This window comes from Clostridium sp. AT4, assembly GCF_001517625.2.
Classification (GTDB): Bacteria; Bacillota; Clostridia; order Lachnospirales; family Lachnospiraceae; genus Enterocloster.
Map to the genome: position 1 here is coordinate 1,681,298 of NZ_LN999828.1, position 16,078 is coordinate 1,697,375.

The 16,078-nt window shown below is 45.1% G+C and carries 15 protein-coding genes; 2 read left to right on the top strand and 13 right to left on the bottom strand.

Annotated elements, in window-relative coordinates; genetic code table 11:
* The 11 genes from BN3656_RS14115 to BN3656_RS14165 form a co-directional block, all read right to left on the bottom strand.
* A complete protein-coding gene (locus BN3656_RS14115; protein ID WP_066549414.1) occupies positions 1-471 on the bottom strand; it encodes an LURP-one-related family protein in 471 nt (156 codons plus the stop codon).
* A 362-nt stretch (positions 472-833) separates the two neighbouring features.
* The gene (locus BN3656_RS16735; protein WP_167544867.1) at positions 834-983 is read right to left on the bottom strand and encodes a hypothetical protein; all 150 of its coding nucleotides are present in this window, start codon (positions 981-983) and stop codon (positions 834-836) included.
* 134 nt (positions 984-1,117) lie between these two features.
* Positions 1,118-2,245 (bottom strand): YibE/F family protein, encoded by a 1,128-nt coding sequence (locus tag BN3656_RS14125; RefSeq protein ID WP_066549419.1) that lies wholly within the window; start codon positions 2,243-2,245, stop codon positions 1,118-1,120.
* Positions 2,246-2,252: 7 nt separating this feature from the next.
* Entirely contained in the window at positions 2,253-3,806 is a 1,554-nt protein-coding gene (locus BN3656_RS14130) for a metallophosphoesterase family protein (protein ID WP_066549421.1), read from the bottom strand.
* 114 nt (positions 3,807-3,920) lie between these two features.
* The gene (locus tag BN3656_RS14135) at positions 3,921-4,778 is read right to left on the bottom strand and encodes a sirohydrochlorin cobaltochelatase (protein ID WP_066549423.1); all 858 of its coding nucleotides are present in this window, start codon (positions 4,776-4,778) and stop codon (positions 3,921-3,923) included.
* A gap of 72 nt (positions 4,779-4,850) precedes the next feature.
* A complete protein-coding gene (locus BN3656_RS14140) occupies positions 4,851-6,191 on the bottom strand; it encodes an amidohydrolase (protein ID WP_066549425.1) in 1,341 nt (446 codons plus the stop codon).
* A gap of 2 nt (positions 6,192-6,193) precedes the next feature.
* Entirely contained in the window at positions 6,194-7,912 is a 1,719-nt protein-coding gene (locus BN3656_RS14145) for an adenine deaminase C-terminal domain-containing protein (RefSeq protein WP_066549427.1), read from the bottom strand.
* Between the two features lie 13 nt (positions 7,913-7,925).
* A complete protein-coding gene (locus tag BN3656_RS14150) occupies positions 7,926-8,981 on the bottom strand; it encodes an ABC transporter substrate-binding protein (protein WP_066549430.1) in 1,056 nt (351 codons plus the stop codon).
* Between the two features lie 39 nt (positions 8,982-9,020).
* Positions 9,021-10,061: an ABC transporter ATP-binding protein gene (locus BN3656_RS14155; RefSeq protein ID WP_066549437.1), complete on the bottom strand. Its 1,041-nt coding sequence runs from the start codon at positions 10,059-10,061 to the stop codon at positions 9,021-9,023.
* 12 nt (positions 10,062-10,073) lie between these two features.
* Entirely contained in the window at positions 10,074-10,856 is a 783-nt protein-coding gene (locus BN3656_RS14160; RefSeq protein ID WP_066549438.1) for an ABC transporter permease, read from the bottom strand.
* The gene (locus tag BN3656_RS14165; protein WP_066549439.1) at positions 10,856-11,683 is read right to left on the bottom strand and encodes an ABC transporter permease; all 828 of its coding nucleotides are present in this window, start codon (positions 11,681-11,683) and stop codon (positions 10,856-10,858) included. The genes BN3656_RS14160 and BN3656_RS14165 overlap by 1 nt, the downstream gene beginning before the upstream one ends.
* A gap of 152 nt (positions 11,684-11,835) precedes the next feature.
* On the opposite strand from BN3656_RS14165, the gene BN3656_RS14170 reads away from it, so the two are divergent.
* Positions 11,836-12,762, top strand: a complete 927-nt coding sequence (locus BN3656_RS14170; protein WP_066549441.1) for a LysR family transcriptional regulator — start codon at positions 11,836-11,838, stop codon at positions 12,760-12,762.
* Here BN3656_RS14170 and BN3656_RS17140 read toward each other — a convergent pair.
* Positions 12,759-14,513 (bottom strand): type I phosphomannose isomerase catalytic subunit, encoded by a 1,755-nt coding sequence (locus BN3656_RS17140; protein ID WP_331467916.1) that lies wholly within the window; start codon positions 14,511-14,513, stop codon positions 12,759-12,761. The genes BN3656_RS14170 and BN3656_RS17140 overlap by 4 nt on opposite strands.
* Before the next feature lie 216 nt (positions 14,514-14,729).
* Here BN3656_RS17140 and BN3656_RS14190 point away from each other — a divergent pair, with 216 nt between their 5' ends.
* Positions 14,730-15,620 carry a LysR family transcriptional regulator gene (locus BN3656_RS14190; protein WP_066549448.1) on the top strand — a complete coding sequence of 297 codons (891 nt, stop codon included), beginning with the start codon at positions 14,730-14,732 and terminating at the stop codon, positions 15,618-15,620.
* A 28-nt stretch (positions 15,621-15,648) separates the two neighbouring features.
* Here the strand turns inward: BN3656_RS14190 and atpC are convergent, their stop codons facing one another.
* Positions 15,649-16,077, bottom strand: a complete 429-nt coding sequence (gene atpC, locus BN3656_RS14195; protein ID WP_066549450.1) for an ATP synthase F1 subunit epsilon — start codon at positions 16,075-16,077, stop codon at positions 15,649-15,651.
* Between the last annotated feature and the right edge of the window lies 1 nt (position 16,078).

Below are 16,078 nucleotides of genomic sequence, written 5' to 3' on the forward strand. Positions count from 1 at the left end.
CTAATTCCGGGAACATTTTTCCGCATCAATGGCAAGCACCACCATCAGGGCGCAGAGTGCATCCCACTGATCTTCTACATCAATTACGTACGTATCTGTCATGTGGAAGATTTCCTTTGAAACCGCTGCTGCCAGCCTTCCGTTCCGATCCAGGATCTTATAATCCCATTCCAGAAAATCCCCTTCAATCTGCCAGCCATTGCAGTCAATGCTGTAGCGCGGCTTAAAAAAGGTCAGCTCCTTACTGATGCAGCCTGCATATTTCTGTCCCAGATACAGCTCAAATCTGGGCAGCATGGTAAAAATACGTTCCTTCACCATACCGGCCTCACGTCCCTGACCATCGTATATTTTCAGGCAGTGTCCCCAGGAAAGCTGTCCTTTTACAGTATAGGCAGTGGTTCCGTCTTCGTAATAGATATCATAGCTGTCAAACCATGAAAACAGTCTCTGCTTAAATATAAGTTTCATGCCGCTTCCTCCTTTATCATACAGAATACAAACTGGCTTCCGAAATGCTCCCACTGCTCCAGCTCTTCTATATAACGGCCCTTCCGGTCCGTTTCTGCCGCCACATACCAGACTCCTGCCGGAAGCTTATCAAGCTCTGCATCCCGTCTCCGTCATACGTTTGTCCATATACGGGAAGCTCCGAAAGCTCAGCAAGCTGCTCTCCCTGTCTTATACATACAGTCTGTTTCTCTCGTCTGGTATCCGGGCCGGAGAAAAGTTCTGCCTCCTTTTCATCCGGCAGTCCCAAAGAGGGAATCCGGCAAAAAAATATCCATGCTGCCAGAAAGACCAGAAGAACAGCTGTACCGTTTCCGACAGTTTTATTTATGGATTTCATCATAGGCATCCATAATTCCATGCTTAACTGCGGTCCGTATCACACGGTATGCAATATAAAAAAACAGCGCGATCATACCGGCCCAGATGGTCAGTGCCATAAGGATTCCAAACAGTCCTCCAATCATATTCATATGCATTTCCTCCTGCAATACATCATATTTGTTTGGTACATCTCCATTATAGCATGCTTTTATATTTTACTCCCTTACTTTTTTATTACAAAAAGGCAGCGGATAACATTCCTTCCGCTGCCATAAAGCACTCTTTATTTTTTTCTACAATACACAAACGCAGCAAATATCACAGTAACCGGAACACTGAGAACAATGCCAAAACTGCCGGAAAGCCCCTGCATAACTGCAATTCCTATGTTATTTGAGTTGATGATCTGAAGAAATGGCAGATCATAGGCATAATCCATAAGAAGCATCGATACACTGCTTCCTGCAAATGCCAGAATCAGGGTATTGGAATCTGTTCCCATCATATCCCGTCCTACCCGCATTCCCGACTTCATCAGCTCCAGTCTGGTAATTGACGGATTCTGGTCGCAGAGTTCTTTCATCGCGCTGGAAATAGACATTGCCACATCCATAACGGCTCCAAGAGAACTGATCAGAAGGCCGGAAAAAAGCAGCCCTCCTATTTTAATCCCATTTGTTTCGTATAAAGTAAGCAGGCTTTCTATGTCTGATACATTCCATCCGGTAATTCCGGAAAGCTGTGAAAAAACAGTAGCTGTGAAGCCTGCAATAATTACTCCCGATAACGTCCCAACAGTAGCGCACAGTGTCTTTTCTCCCGCTCCGCCGATCAGATACATCGTAACCAGCGTGGTCACTGCGCAGATAAAAACAGCCGTCCAAAACGGTGAATTTCCCAGATAAACAGCCGGAAGATAAACATACACAATTGCACCAAACGTAAAAACCAGCCCTAAGGCTCCGCGCAGCCCCTTTTTACCGCCTACAATACATAAAATCGCCAGATACAGGACTGCAAAACCAATCATTACGGCTGTCCTGTCCCTGGAATATACGCTTGTGATCACAGAATCGCCTGCTATGCTTTGAATGACCACCACACGCATCCCTACTGTACACGCCGCTCCAAATAAATATCCGGCGCTGCTGGTTGTGATAAGCTCCTGTCCTTTTTTTTCGCCGCTTGTCATCCGCACAACCACCGTCTGCTGTCCCACTCTCATGCCGTCTTCCTGAATGTTGTCCTCCAGGATACGTACGACCACTCCCGTTTCAAAGCTCTGCCCTGTCCGATTGACCAGTCTGATTTTTGAAATATGGTTCAGATTTACGACGGCCAGAGCGCTAAGAAGCACAACGGCCGCCAGGATCAGTAATTTTTTTACAGCTAAGTTTTCTATATCTTTCATTTCCCTGTTATCTGCTGCCTGTCTTGTGAATGGTAAAGGTATTGTCTATTGTCTCTACCTTTCCATTATCCGTAATCTGATAACTGGTAATCTTGAAATCATCATAAGTAAGATTGATCACAGAATAGCTGGGGAGCCAGTTCTGGCTTCTTACCTCAATATAATCCTGCTGGGTATTTGTAAGCTCATAATATTTGGATCCGGATGCAGAGTTAGCCGTCATATACAGCGTTCCCTTAGGATTTGTTACAACGGACTGACCGGAACCTTCGATCGTATAACAATGGTTATCCTGGGCAAAGGCTTCCTTTAAGGCTGCCGACGGCTCATCCTCCGGATACAGCGCAATAGACTCATCTGTATTTACATTATAGGCGTGATCCCAGTCATAGTCACTGCCTGTTTCATCCAGACGGAATTCATACGCGCCATGCGTTTTTCCATCCCCATAAAGCAGCTTAGAACGGCTGTATGTATGGTCATGTCCCTGCAAAACCACATCTACATCATATTTGTCAAATACAGGCGTCAGCTGAGTACGGAGGATCATACCGTCTGTATCGGAATGATCCAGACCGGATCCGTAAATATCCTGATGGATCGTAACAATACGCCACTTTGTATCAGGGAAATTCTCTACCGCCTGTTTAATGGCCTGCTCATGTTCTGCCACATTGTAATTATTCGTATTTAAAACAATAAACAAACCCGGGCCATATGTATAGTAATAATCCCCGCCGGCCTCAGTCATGCCTAAATTGGTAGGATTGGGATTATTAAAATGATAGCTGTAGTCTTTATTTAAAGAGTCATGGTTTCCGATGGTAGTGGCTACCGGAAGGCTCTTTAACGCGCTTGCGGATAGGTATGCAGCATACTCTTCTTCCTTAGGCTTTCCGGTTTTATTCACCTGATCACCAGCAGAAATCACAAAATTAAGATCAGGGTTTTCTGCCAGGGCAATATCCAGCGTACGATCCCAGCCAAATCCATCATTACGGGCCGCAGTGTTCGCTGCGCCTGGATCCGCTGACAGCTTACCCTCTCCCTGGGGCTGTCCCTTTGAAGCGCCCACCTGCGGATCGCCGACGTAAAGAATATTTACATTGCTGAAGCTGCCCGTTTTATAAACCTCTGCCGGAGTCCTGACGCCGTTTTTTTCAACAGAATAGTAATATGTACTGTTCTCTTTCAGTCCGTCTACAGTCACATAATTGTAAGAATAAACTTTTCCACCTGTAAGGTTTGTATCCACACCAGATGCCTGACCTTCCCAGGCCATTAAGTCATCTGCGTCCATTCCAAAATATACCACCGGAGTTGCATTTTCGCCCTCGCTATACCATGCAAAATTCAGCTGAGACGCTGCCGCTCCCGGAGTAAGGGATACCTGAGTATAGTCATTTGCCATCTGCTCCCACTGTCTGGTCCACGCCTGCCATTCTGCACTCCCTCCGGTTACGGATGAGTCATTGTAATGGACAGTCGCAGCCCACACCTGATGACCGCCTACAGCCAACGCTCCGACCAGAATTCCGGCCATAACTCTCTTCTTTTTCATAACATTTCCCTTCTTCTTTTAGTTTTCAGGCCTGCTATTCCCTGATAAATATAAGTATAGAAAGGAAATGTAAAATTTACTATCAGGTTTATGTATGAAATACATCAATTTTTGTTACTCTTTTCCTGTTTCCGGCAAAAACAGCTCTCCGGCTGCTTTTGCATGACTGACAAACAGATGCCGTATCAGTTCAATTTCTCCCAGTCCTTTTAAAACACAGCTGACTTCATATCCGGCCCTTTCAAATTTCCTTTTCCAGGATCCTTCTTCGTCTCCTGCCATATCATTGTTTGCATGGTCTCCTGCCACGATCATAAGCGGCTGAAGTACAACCTTCTTATAGGATCCTTTTTTCACTTCCCTGAGTACATCTTCAATAGACGGCTCCGCTTCTACAGTCCCTATATAATAATTCGTAAACCCCTTTTGCAGGAGAATACTCTGAAGCTTTTTATATACCTGATTAGCTTCTGCCTCTGTACCGTGTCCCATAAAGCAAACAGCTGTCTCACCATCATCATATTCCTTTGTATCTTCGGTAATAGCGCGGATCACTGTTTCAAAATCTTCCTCTGATGTCAAAAGCGGCTCTCCCACAGCCATGTATTCAAATAATGCCCTGTACTCCGATGCTTCTTCAGCCAGATCCTGGTATTCAAATCCCTTCATCATATGTGTAGGCTGAATGATCAGTGTTTTTACACCATTCTCTACCGCATGCTTTAAAGCATCTCTTACATTATCAATAACCAGATTTTCTTTTTGTTTTACCCGGTTAATAATAATCTGACTTGTAAAAGCCCGATGCAGGATATATTCCGGCATAGCGCTCTCCATATCTCTTTCTATGGCTTCAATGGTTCTTTCTCTTGTGTTTTTGTAGCTGGTTCCAAAACTGACTGCCAGCAGTTCCCGTTCTCCTGTTTTATTCTGATTTGTACCCTTGATTTCCGATACTGTTTTCAGATTCATTCGTTCATTCTCCTGTTGTGTTTTTAATGAGTATTTACAGTTTAATGGAAATCATTTTTTCTGTCAATTTTTTTACAGCCGATGCAGCTCCTGCATCTCGCCAAAGGCACTTCTTCCCATACAGTCTGAAAGTTCTCTTCTGATCGACTCAAAATCCTCATAAACCAATTTTTTATCCTGAACCAGGCAGGTACCTGCCACATATACATCTCTCACATTGGATGCATTGGCACTGTAAACCAGGGCAGAATAGGGATCGTAAACAGGAAACATATTGGGAGAATCTGTTTCCACCAGTACCAGGTCTGCTTCTTTGCCAGGTTCAATAGAACCTGTTTTTTCTTCCAGTCCCAGAACCCTGGCTCCCTGACGGGTCGCCATGGAAACAATATCTTTTGCAGGCATGGCACTTCTATCATGGCTGTCGTTTTTCTGAAATCCGGCGCACAAACGCATCTGCGTAAAGAGATCCAGAGTATTGCCGCTGGCCGGTCCATCTGTTCCAAGGCCTACCGAAACACCTTCCTTTAACAGCTTAAGCACCGGTGCTACTCCCTTCGCCGCCTTGGCATTGGAGCCGATACAGTGACACACTCCGCTTCCTCTCTGCCTTAAAATTTCTATGTCACGATCCGTCAGATGGATGCAGTGAGCTGCAGCCGTTTGATCCGAAAGGACCCCCAGCTGATCCAGGTATCCAACCGGCGTACAGCCCCGTGTTTGTGCCAGCCAGGTCATCTCGTAATCCATTTCTGCTGCATGAAGAGTAAATGGTACCTGATTGGCAGTATCAAGTTCCCAGGCTTTTTTCAGAATCTGCGGACTGCAGGTATTAGTAGCATGAGGTGCAGCACATCCACTGATACGTGGATGCATTCTGTATGTTTCTATCAGTTCTTTTGCCATACTCAGAGACTGATCTGCATCAGAAGCGTCACATCCGCCTTCATCCATTAATGTCTGTCCGGCAATTCCCCTGATTCCTGTCTGATCCATAACCTGAGCTACAGCAGCCTCAAAATAATACATATCCATTACGGAAGTAACTCCGGACAGCAGCAGCTCGCAAATTGCATAGCGGCTGGAAAGTGCTGCCATTCTCCGGCTCATAGCCTTCTGCTCCATTGGAAGCAGAAACACACGAAGCCGGTCTTTACAGTCATCGCCCAGTCCCCGAAATGGAATCATTCCCAGATGGCAGTGTGTATTAACCATACCAGGCATAAGAATTCCTCTTTTTCCGTCTTTTATCTGCCAGCCAGCAGCTCTTAATTCTTCTGTTGTCTCCTTCAGATCACAGGAAGGCCCTGTCTCCAGAATCTTCGTACCTTCTATTTTCACATAGCCGTCAGGAAACACCTCCATATCAGAATTCATTGTAATGATAATAGAGTTAGTGATTATGGTTTTCATCTTTATACCTCGATAAGCTCTACTTGTTTCTGGGTTTTTACATCCAGCAATCCTCTGTCTGTAAGCTTTAATGCCGGGGAAACAGGAAGCGCCAGAGTAGACATGGACATGATTTCATTATTATTTTTATATCCCAGAGAAGCCATGCTCTTTCTTATCTGTCCCAGTTCACAGGAAAGTTTTTCAAGAGAACCTTCATTTATAATTCCTGCCACATTCAGCTGTACCTGCCCCAGACAACAGCCGTCTGAAAAAATACAGTATCCTCCCTCAAGCTCTAAAATACGTTTCTGAGCCAAAACCATATCCTCAGGAGAAGTTCCTAAAACCAGCAGATTATGACTGTCATGACACCAGGTTGTAGCTGCAGCTCCCTTCTTTGCAAATGCTCCTTCCACAAGTCCGTAACCTATATTTCCATTTTTTCCGTGGCGCTCATAGAGAACTGCCAGACTCAGCCCTGCTTCCTGCCAGCAGACAATTCCATCCTTTACCGGAAGCTGACGCTTTATGTGTCGGGTTGCTGTTCCGAATGTATTAATCTGCATCACATTGGCTGTAACATGCCCAAATTTCACCGGTGCTTTCAAGATGAAATCCTCCAGTACAGCCGGCCTGCAGTGGACGGAATGATAAAAATGCTCCGGAAAGTTCGTTTCTTCTTCCATACCGCAGCGGGAATCTCCCTCAATCCAGGCAAGGCGTCCTTCTTTCACCACTGCTTCCGGTTCCATGGTATCCAGATCTTTAAGGAACACAAAATCAGCCAGTTTTCCCGGACCAATCATTCCTCTGTCATCCAGATGCATTCTTCTGGCCGGTGTATAAGTGGCACAGTAAATTGCCTTTTCCACCGGCATTCCTGCCAGAACAGCTGTCCGCACAATCTGATTCAGATGCCCCTTCAAAAGCTGATCCGGCATAACATCATCCGTTACAAGTGCAGTATTTTCGTACAGATTATAATGGTTCAGCGTTTCTACCACCTCGGGCGTCAGGGATTTTCTCTGCAGTTCCAGAAACATTCCAAGATCTGTCTTTTCCAGAACAGACTCGGGAGTCTGCTGAGTATGATCCGCATCAATTCCTTCATAAATAAACCGGTTTAAGTCAGCACCGGAAATTCTGGGGCAATGTCCCTCCAAACGGATATCCCTTCCTCTTTTCTTCCGACACAGACGAATCATCTGCCGAATCGGCGTATCTCTGTCATCTTCAGGAGCCAGCTGCTTAAAATTCATCACTTCTCCCAGACAAAGGATATTTCTGTCCTCCAAAAGAGCTGCTGCATCCTCAGGTGTAATAGTGGCTCCAGATGTTTCCAAAGCTGTATCTGTAGCCGGAACGCTGGAAGGAATAGCCCAGAAAATATCCATTTCTGTTTTCTGAGATTGAAATTCCGCAATCCCTTTCATGCCGAACACATTGGCAATCTCATGTGCATCTGCCACTATCGTTGTAGTCCCATGAGACAGAGCCAGCGGTCCGAAACGGGACGGACAGGTCATGGAGCTTTCTATATGCATATGAATATCAATCAGCCCCGGGATCATATAACGCCCCTGCGCATCATAGACGGGAACGCCTTCGGGATAAACACCCGAATTAACAGGAAGGACGGCATAAAAACGGCCGTCCTTTACAGCTGCATCCCGGAGTTCAAAACACTGACGGAAAGTCTGGTAGATATTGACATTTCTTATAATATAATCCGGGGACATAGTTCCTGCTCCTTTAGTTATTGATAATTCTGTTCCACTGATCGATCCACTGATTTAAAAGAGGATTAACAAAGCCATAGTCCAGAACTTTTGCTTTTTCTGCTGCCGGACCGTATGTCATATTTTGGGACTCCTCCTCTGTAAACGTAACTGTTTTATTCGTTGGAGCCTCATTTAAGGCTTTTCCTGTCTTAGACTGAAGCTCTGCACTTAAACGGTAATTTAAATACTCATAAGCCAGTTCTTTATTCTGGCAATTCTTCGTAATACTGATGGTGTTAAAATTCGCATAGGTTCCTTCCGGAGTTACGTATACAAGATCAGGATTTGCTGCCTTAATCGTCGGAACACCAAAGTCTCCCACTACAGCAGCTGCTACTTCACCGGACGTAAACATGTTGATCAGGTCTGAGGATTTGGCATATGTTTTTACCAGATTTGGCTTTAACTCCTCCAGTGCCTTAAAAGCAGCCTCTCCGTTATCGGTTTTAATATCAACTCCTGCATGATCACTGGCCATATATACCATAGCCGGTCCGAAGGTTGTAGTAATCTCGGGAATAGATACCATACCTGCCAGTTCCGGCTTCCACAGATCATCAAAGCCTGTAATCTCAAACCCTACTGCTTCCGGATTATACATAATCCCAATACTGTTAATAGTATAAGGAACACCCTGACCATTGTCAGCCAGCGTCTTTGCTGCCGCGATCAGATCAGAGGCATGTTCAATTTTACTTAAATCAATGGTCTCAAACAAACCTTCCTCTGCACCCTTGGCAGCCATAGCCTGAGACAGTTCAATTACATCAATCGTAGTTTCACTGTCTGCCTTCAGCTTAGTATATCTGTCATTGGTTCCTCCGGTTTCTGTCACAATCTGGCAGTTAAACTGCTCTTCAAAAGGAGCATAAACCTCCTCTGCTGAAATATCCTCACTCAAACCATACGTAGACAGAACCAGTTTCTGCTTTCCACCTGCCTGTGCACCTTCTCCTTCTGCTCCACCGGAACAGGCTGTTACTGCCATAGCTGCCATGCAGACTGCTGCTAATACTCTCTTTTTCATCTTTTTTCTCCTTTTATAATAATTTCAATTTTCTGCTTTTTACCGCCGTACCAGAACCAGCTTATCCTCAGGAAGATACAGACGAATCTGATCCCCCTCAGCATAGATACATTCCGTATTCATGTTAACCTTCAGAACACCAGCAGCTGTTTCCACTTCATACTGATAGCTCTTTCCAAGAAAGGTGCGAACGCCGATTCTTCCGGTAATAACATTTTCCTGCTGATCCGGTTCTGCAATACGGATATCATCCGGTCTGATCGTTCCTGTAAATCCTCCTTCCGGACATTCCATAAAAGAACAGAAACGGCTCTGACCGCCTGCAAGATAACTTCCGTCCTCACATCTTTCCATATTCAGGAAATTTTCAAATCCAATAAACCGGGCTACAAACTCTGTGGCAGGCTGTCTGTAAATCTGTTCCGGTGTGTCATACTGTTCGATGATCCCTCCATTCATAACAGCCACTTTATCAGAAATAGAGAAACATTCTTCCTGATCGTGAGTAACAAACAAAGTAGTAATTCCCAGTTTTTTCTGAAGGCGCTTAATTTCGACTCTCATACTGATGCGAAGTTTTGCATCAAGATTACTCAGGGGCTCATCTAAAAGAAGAAGCTTAGGTTCGATTACCAGTGCTCTCGCAAGAGCAACTCTCTGTCTTTGTCCACCGGACATTTCTCTCGGAAAACGGCCAGACAGCTCTGTCAGGCCGCAAACCTCCAGAATCTCTTTTACCTTTCTGTCAATCTGTGCCTTATCCATCTTGCGCGTACGCAGTCCAAAAGCCACATTATCATATACCGTCAGATGCGGAAAAAGGGCATAGCTTTGAAATACTATTCCAAAATTTCGCTTGTGTACCGGAACCTTTGTCATATCTTCTCCGTCCAGTGTAAAGGTTCCTTCACCTGGTTCAATAAAGCCGGCCACTACCCGAAGAGTCGTAGTCTTTCCGCATCCGCTGGGACCAAGGAGTGATACCAGCTCGCCTTTTTCCACAGACAGATCCAGGCCCTTTAAGATCTGTTTTTTCTTATCATAGCTGACGCCGATTTTCTCTAATGTCATAAATGCCATTTTCTTATCCTCCTATTTTGCCAGTGAAGCAATTCCCAGGGTCCTGTCCACGATCACCATAATAAGTACAGTAGCTGCCATTAAAAGCACAGAAACAGCGGACACCGTAGGGTCATAATTGTATTCAATATAATTCATCAGTGTTGCCGGGAAGGTGCTGACACCGGGACCCGTTAAAAACATGGATACAGGAATATTATTAAATGAGTTGATAAAAGCCAGCATAAAAGCAGATGAAATACCGGAGGTTACATTGGGGAGAACCACTTTAAAAAATGCTGCTCCCTTAGGACATCCCAGACTCCAGGCAGCTTCTTCAATAGAAAAATCAAACTGCTCCATAGCAGAACCAACTACACGGATTACATAAGGCAGAGTTACAAGAAAATGGCCTGCCAGAAGACTTGCCATAACCGGAAGGCGGAAAGTCAGGATCAGGAACTGATACAGGATAAAACCTACTACAATCCCAGGAACAATGGTTGGAGACAAAAATACGGATTGCAGAAGCTGTTTTCCGCGGATTCCTGACCGTGCCAGTGCGTATGCTGCAGGAATTCCCACCAAAAGAGCAATAAAGGTTGCAAGGAATGCCACTTCCAGACTGGTCAGAAAGGAACGCCGGAAAGACTTCAAAGCAAAAACATTTCCAAACCATTTTAGGGAAAAAGAATCAATTGGAAATGTAATCGCACTTCCTCCTCCAAAAGCCGTAACGGTAATAATCACCAGAGGGATCATCAAAAACAAAAATACCAGGACAGCGTAAACTGTCAGCCAACGGTTCTTTTTCATTATTTTCCTCCTCTTTTATCCAATCTTGCTGCCAGAGCATTAAAGCCCCTGATTACTATAAGAGTAATTACGATCATAATCAGCGCTACTGCAGAAGCCCCGTTCCAATCCCCTACAGACATGGCTCTCTGATAAATCAGAGTTGCCAGAACCATATTGCTGTTTCCTCCAAGTAGCTGAGGTGTTGTATATGCAGTGAGGGTTCCTGTGAAAACAAGGATACCTCCTACTATAATTCCCGGAAGACTCATAGGGAAAATCACTTTCATAAAAGCCTCAAATCGTCCTGCTCCCAGACTCTGAGCCGCCTCCATCATATCATCATCTATATTCTCCATTACACCTGTAACCGTAACGATCATAAGAGGAAGAAACAGATACACAGAACCGATAATAATAGCAAAATCTGTATAAAGAAGCTTCATGGGCTTATCAGCTACATTGAGAGCCAGCAGAATGCGGTTGATTATACCGTTGCTTCCTAAAATATTGATCCAGGCAAAACTTCGGATCACAGAATTTGTCATCATTGGAAAAATGGATGCTGCCAGAAGAAGACCTCTCCATTTTTTATCACACCGGCTTATAAAATATGCGGTGGGAATCCCTCCTGCCATGCAGATCCCTGTGGTAATAACTGCAATTTTCAGGGTGCGAAACAGAATTTTTCTGTAGTACTCATCCTGAAAAAACTCCACATACGCACTGAGAGGATATTGTCCTGCTGTAAATGTAGGGGCCAGCACACTTATAAGGGGCAGACCCAGACACAACAGCAAAATGATCAGCCCGGGAGCCAGCATCATCCATGTACTGCTTTTCTTCATGTTCTTCCTCCATTCTGAATATATTCATTAATTATACTAATTTTTAATTCTGAATTTATTATAAAAAGTAATATACATTCCGTCCAATACATAATTTCTATATTTTTTATGCAGTAAAGCTATGATATACTGATTAAAAAGGAGGTTAATCCATGGATTTAAAAGAAGCACGCTACATTCTGGCTATTGCACACTATAAAAGCATCGGAAAAGCAGCAAAAGCCCTGTTTATCTCCCAGCCTTCTCTCAGCAAATACCTCAAGAATCTGGAACAGCAGCTTGGCTCCCCCCTCTTTTCCCGTCTGGAACAGGGATACATCCCTACTTATATGGGAGAACGCTATCTATACTATGCCGAACAGATCGCAGCCTTTGGCCAGGAATGGGATCAGGAATATGAAGATATTACCCGAAGAGCCCATGGACGGCTCAATATTGCCATTCCCATCATGCTCGGAAGCACTTTACTGCAGCCTACTCTGATGGAATTCCACCGGCGCTATCCTCATGTGACAATTAACATTATGGAGGAAGTCAGCTTTGTCGCTGAACAGACGCTGAAAAATACCTCTATTGACCTTACAATTTATAATGTACATACTTTTCCAAAATTATTAGATTATCAGGTTATCCGCACAGAGGAAATCGTACTGATACTGCCGGAAGGCCATCCTCTTGAAAAAGAGGCCGAAAAAAAAGAGGGCTTTTCTCATCCATGGCTGGATTTAAAAAAGCTCTCTCAGGAAAATTTTATTCTTTTATATCCGGATCAGAACACCGGCGGCATCGCCAGGGATCTCTTCGCCCGGCATGAAATTAATCCTCCGGTACTTCTGCATACACGCAACAGCCAGATGTCCATCAAACTTGCTATGGACGGAATGGGAGCTGCCTTTGCACCAGAAAGTTATTTCAACTATATGGCATCTCTTCGTTCAGATCGGCCAGGCTGCTATTGTGTAGGAGAAAAACCTGTCCTTACCACAACCATTGCAGCCTGCCGGCCCGGGAGGTATATGCCAAAACATGTTAAAGATTATATAGATCTGTTAAAAATATATGGAAACAGCTCTTCCTAAGCTTCTTTTCCATAAACCTCAATCTGGGTTAAAGCCGGGAATGGAGATGGATCGTCTGCCTTGATCAGATCAGACAGGCGTACCCAGGTAATCCCCTTCTTTGTAATGGCAAAGGTATGAGCCTTCTCGCTCTTTTCCATATTTACCACCTCTCTGGTGCCGTCTGAAAAGGTAAGAACTGCGCTGACCCACCAGTTATCATGCGGAAAATCAGCTCTGGTCCACAAACGCACCTGATCGATGTCCACCGGACGGCCAAACTCCAGCAAAAGTTCCGCATCATCTCTGCGGTTGATGCCCCAGGACTCATATGGCCATTTTCCGTGACTCAGAGTAGCGGTTACGCCATCAATTGCATTACGGGCTGCAAAAACAGACTCCCCTCTTGTTTCCACATTTGCAGAAGCATGAGGATAGCAGCCTCTGTCCCCGTGCTGATCAAGCACATTTTTAGCCAGATTACGATAAATACCGGTTTCCCATGAAGCAGCCTTACGGCAGGTCAGATAATGACGCACACCAGTAAAACTCTTGGGATTGTAGGAGAATTTCTTTTCATCAAACGGTACCTCAAACGTAAGATCCTTCTTTGTCATATATACCAGAGCTTCATCCATGGTATCATCTACACGTACCATATAATACCCTTCTGTTTCAGGAAAATGAAACTGAATGATATCTCCCGGCTCATATACATCCTTAAATGCCAGTATGCTTTCCTCCGGATCCTGTGCAAATGCCTTGGTATGACCCTTCCAGTCTGAAACACGGATAGAAATCTGATCCTCTTTTGTCTCCTTTGCCTCTGCCGGGATCCAGGAGCAGATAAGAGTCATATTTCCCTTAAATTCACAGACATTATGACCTGCCGGGACAATAAAGTGCGTTCCCTTCTTTACCGGAATTCCATCTACCGTTCCTTCTCCTTCCAGAACGCTCACATTGGCAAAACGATCTGAAAACTTATGCTGCCAGCAGCCATGAACCTCGAATTTCTCTACGGTATAAAATGGGCAGGTTTCCAGATGCTCCTGATCCGCCGCCTCTGTATGGTACGATTTTCTCTGATCCTTTGCAGGTACAAAGGGGGTCTTGATCACGTCCAGGCTTTCCTTTACATGGAGCATTCTGGGCGCTCCGTTCCACTTTCTGTCATAATCGTACACACGATACGTTACATCACTGGACTGCTGCGTCTCCAGAATCACAGTACCGCCTTTGATAGCATGAACACAGCCCGGATCGATCTGGAAGAAATCTCCCTTATGAACCGGGATCTGACGGATCAGCTGAGAATAATTTCCCTGCTCCACCATCTGCTTCAGCTCTTCCTTATCTTTTGCATGGTGCCCTATAACAATAGAAGTATCCGGCTCACAATCCAGAATGTACCAGCATTCTGTCTTTCCCAGAGAACCATTTTCATTGGCTGCGGCATATGCATCATCCGGATGAACCTGGATGCTTAAATCATCCTTTGCATCAATAATCTTTATAAGAAGAGGGAATCGATCTCCCAGACACCCATCCTCATTGCCAAATAATTCCGGATGCTCTGCCCATAAGACAGACAAACGCTGTCCCTTATATTCTCCCTCTGCCACTTCACAGTCTCCATTTTCATGAGCACTGATAGCCCAGCACTCACCGGTATGGTCGCTTGGGATTTCATAGCCAAACTGATCCTTCAGCCGGTTTCCGCCCCATACGGCCTCTTTGAAAATCGGTTTCAAAAATAACAGTTCGTACATTTTACACACACCTTTCTATCTTTACTGTATCTGATCCTGTTTCAAAACAGAGACAGCACTCATGTTCATCTTAGCCGTACCTGGCTTATCCGTCAAGCGTTTTCCTTTTAAAAGGTGAGCTAAACTGTAAAACACATACAAAAAGAAGCAGTCCGTGCATTGACATATCTGCTTCTTCATGCTATATTTCATAAATATTTTTTTGAGGTGATACATATGGAACTTCTTCAATTGCGATATTTTCTCACAGCAGCCGAATACCAGCATATAACAAAGGCTGCTGAACATCTTCAGATTGCCCAGCCCGCTCTTTCTCAGGCAATCCACCGTCTGGAAGCGGAACTTGGCGTTCCTCTGTTTGAACGCAAAAGCCGCTCTATTGAATTAAATGACGCCGGGCGCTTCCTGCAAAAACGGCTGATTCCTATTATAAGCAGCCTGGACCAGCTGGCAGCAGAGCTGCAGATGGGAAGAGAACAGGCTATTCATACCATACGGCTTCGTCTTTTATCTGCGTCTGCTTTAATCACCAACAGGATTATTGCCTTTCGCAGTCTCCGTCCGGATGTGAATTTCCAGCTGTATCAGACTTCTGATCAGTCTGATGACTATGATCTCTGTGTTTCCGCCCGACGGGCAGATATTCCTTCGCCCACAGGCGAACAGCCCATTGTAATGCTGGAAGAAGACCTTTACCTTGCAGTTCCCACCCATTCTCCATATGGTCACCGCACTTCCATACGGCTGACAGATACAAAAGATGCCGGATATATCTGTCTGGCAGGATCAAGACCCATCCGCCAGATTACCAACAGTTATTTTATGGAGGCTGGCTTTACACCCAGAATTGTTTTTGAAAGTGACACAACTGAGTCTGTACGCAATCTGATTGCCGCCGGAATGGGAATCGGCTTCTGGCCCCAGTATTCATGGGGACCTCTCCCCTCCGAATGGAATTCCCAGAGCAGTTCCCCCGTCAGGCTTCTCCCTATAGAAGGACAGGTGTGCCGCCGTCAGATCACGCTTACCCGATCCCCTAAAAGTGTGGATAAATCTGTATTAAACGATTTCTGCAGCTTTCTGGTTCGCAATTCCCGCTGGATCTGAGCGTTGTGCAGACCGCTTATAAATCTTCCTACAGGCCGTTATAATAAGTTCCCTTTTTCTGGCTAACCTGCAGCCTGTTCAGGGCCCGCGCCAGGGCCGCCTGAGACATTTTGTATTCCGCAATGCTCTGTTTCTGGCGCAGCTGCTCCCTGGCTCTTTCCAAAGCCTGCTCAGCCCTGATCCGGTCAATATCCTCCGGCCGCTCTGCTGTGTCAGTAACAACAGTGACTCTGTTGTTCGCTACCTGAACAATCCCTGTTCCCACTACAGCCTCTTCTATCTCCTTGGATCCGGGAATGCGGAATTTCAATACGCCTTCCCGGATCGCCAGGATCATTGCCTCCATATGTGGAAGAATTCCAAATTCCCCATCATGGGCAGGAACGACCAGCATTTCACAGTTTCCATTATAAAACGTATGGTCACTTGCGATGACCTTAAGCCAGAATGTTGACATA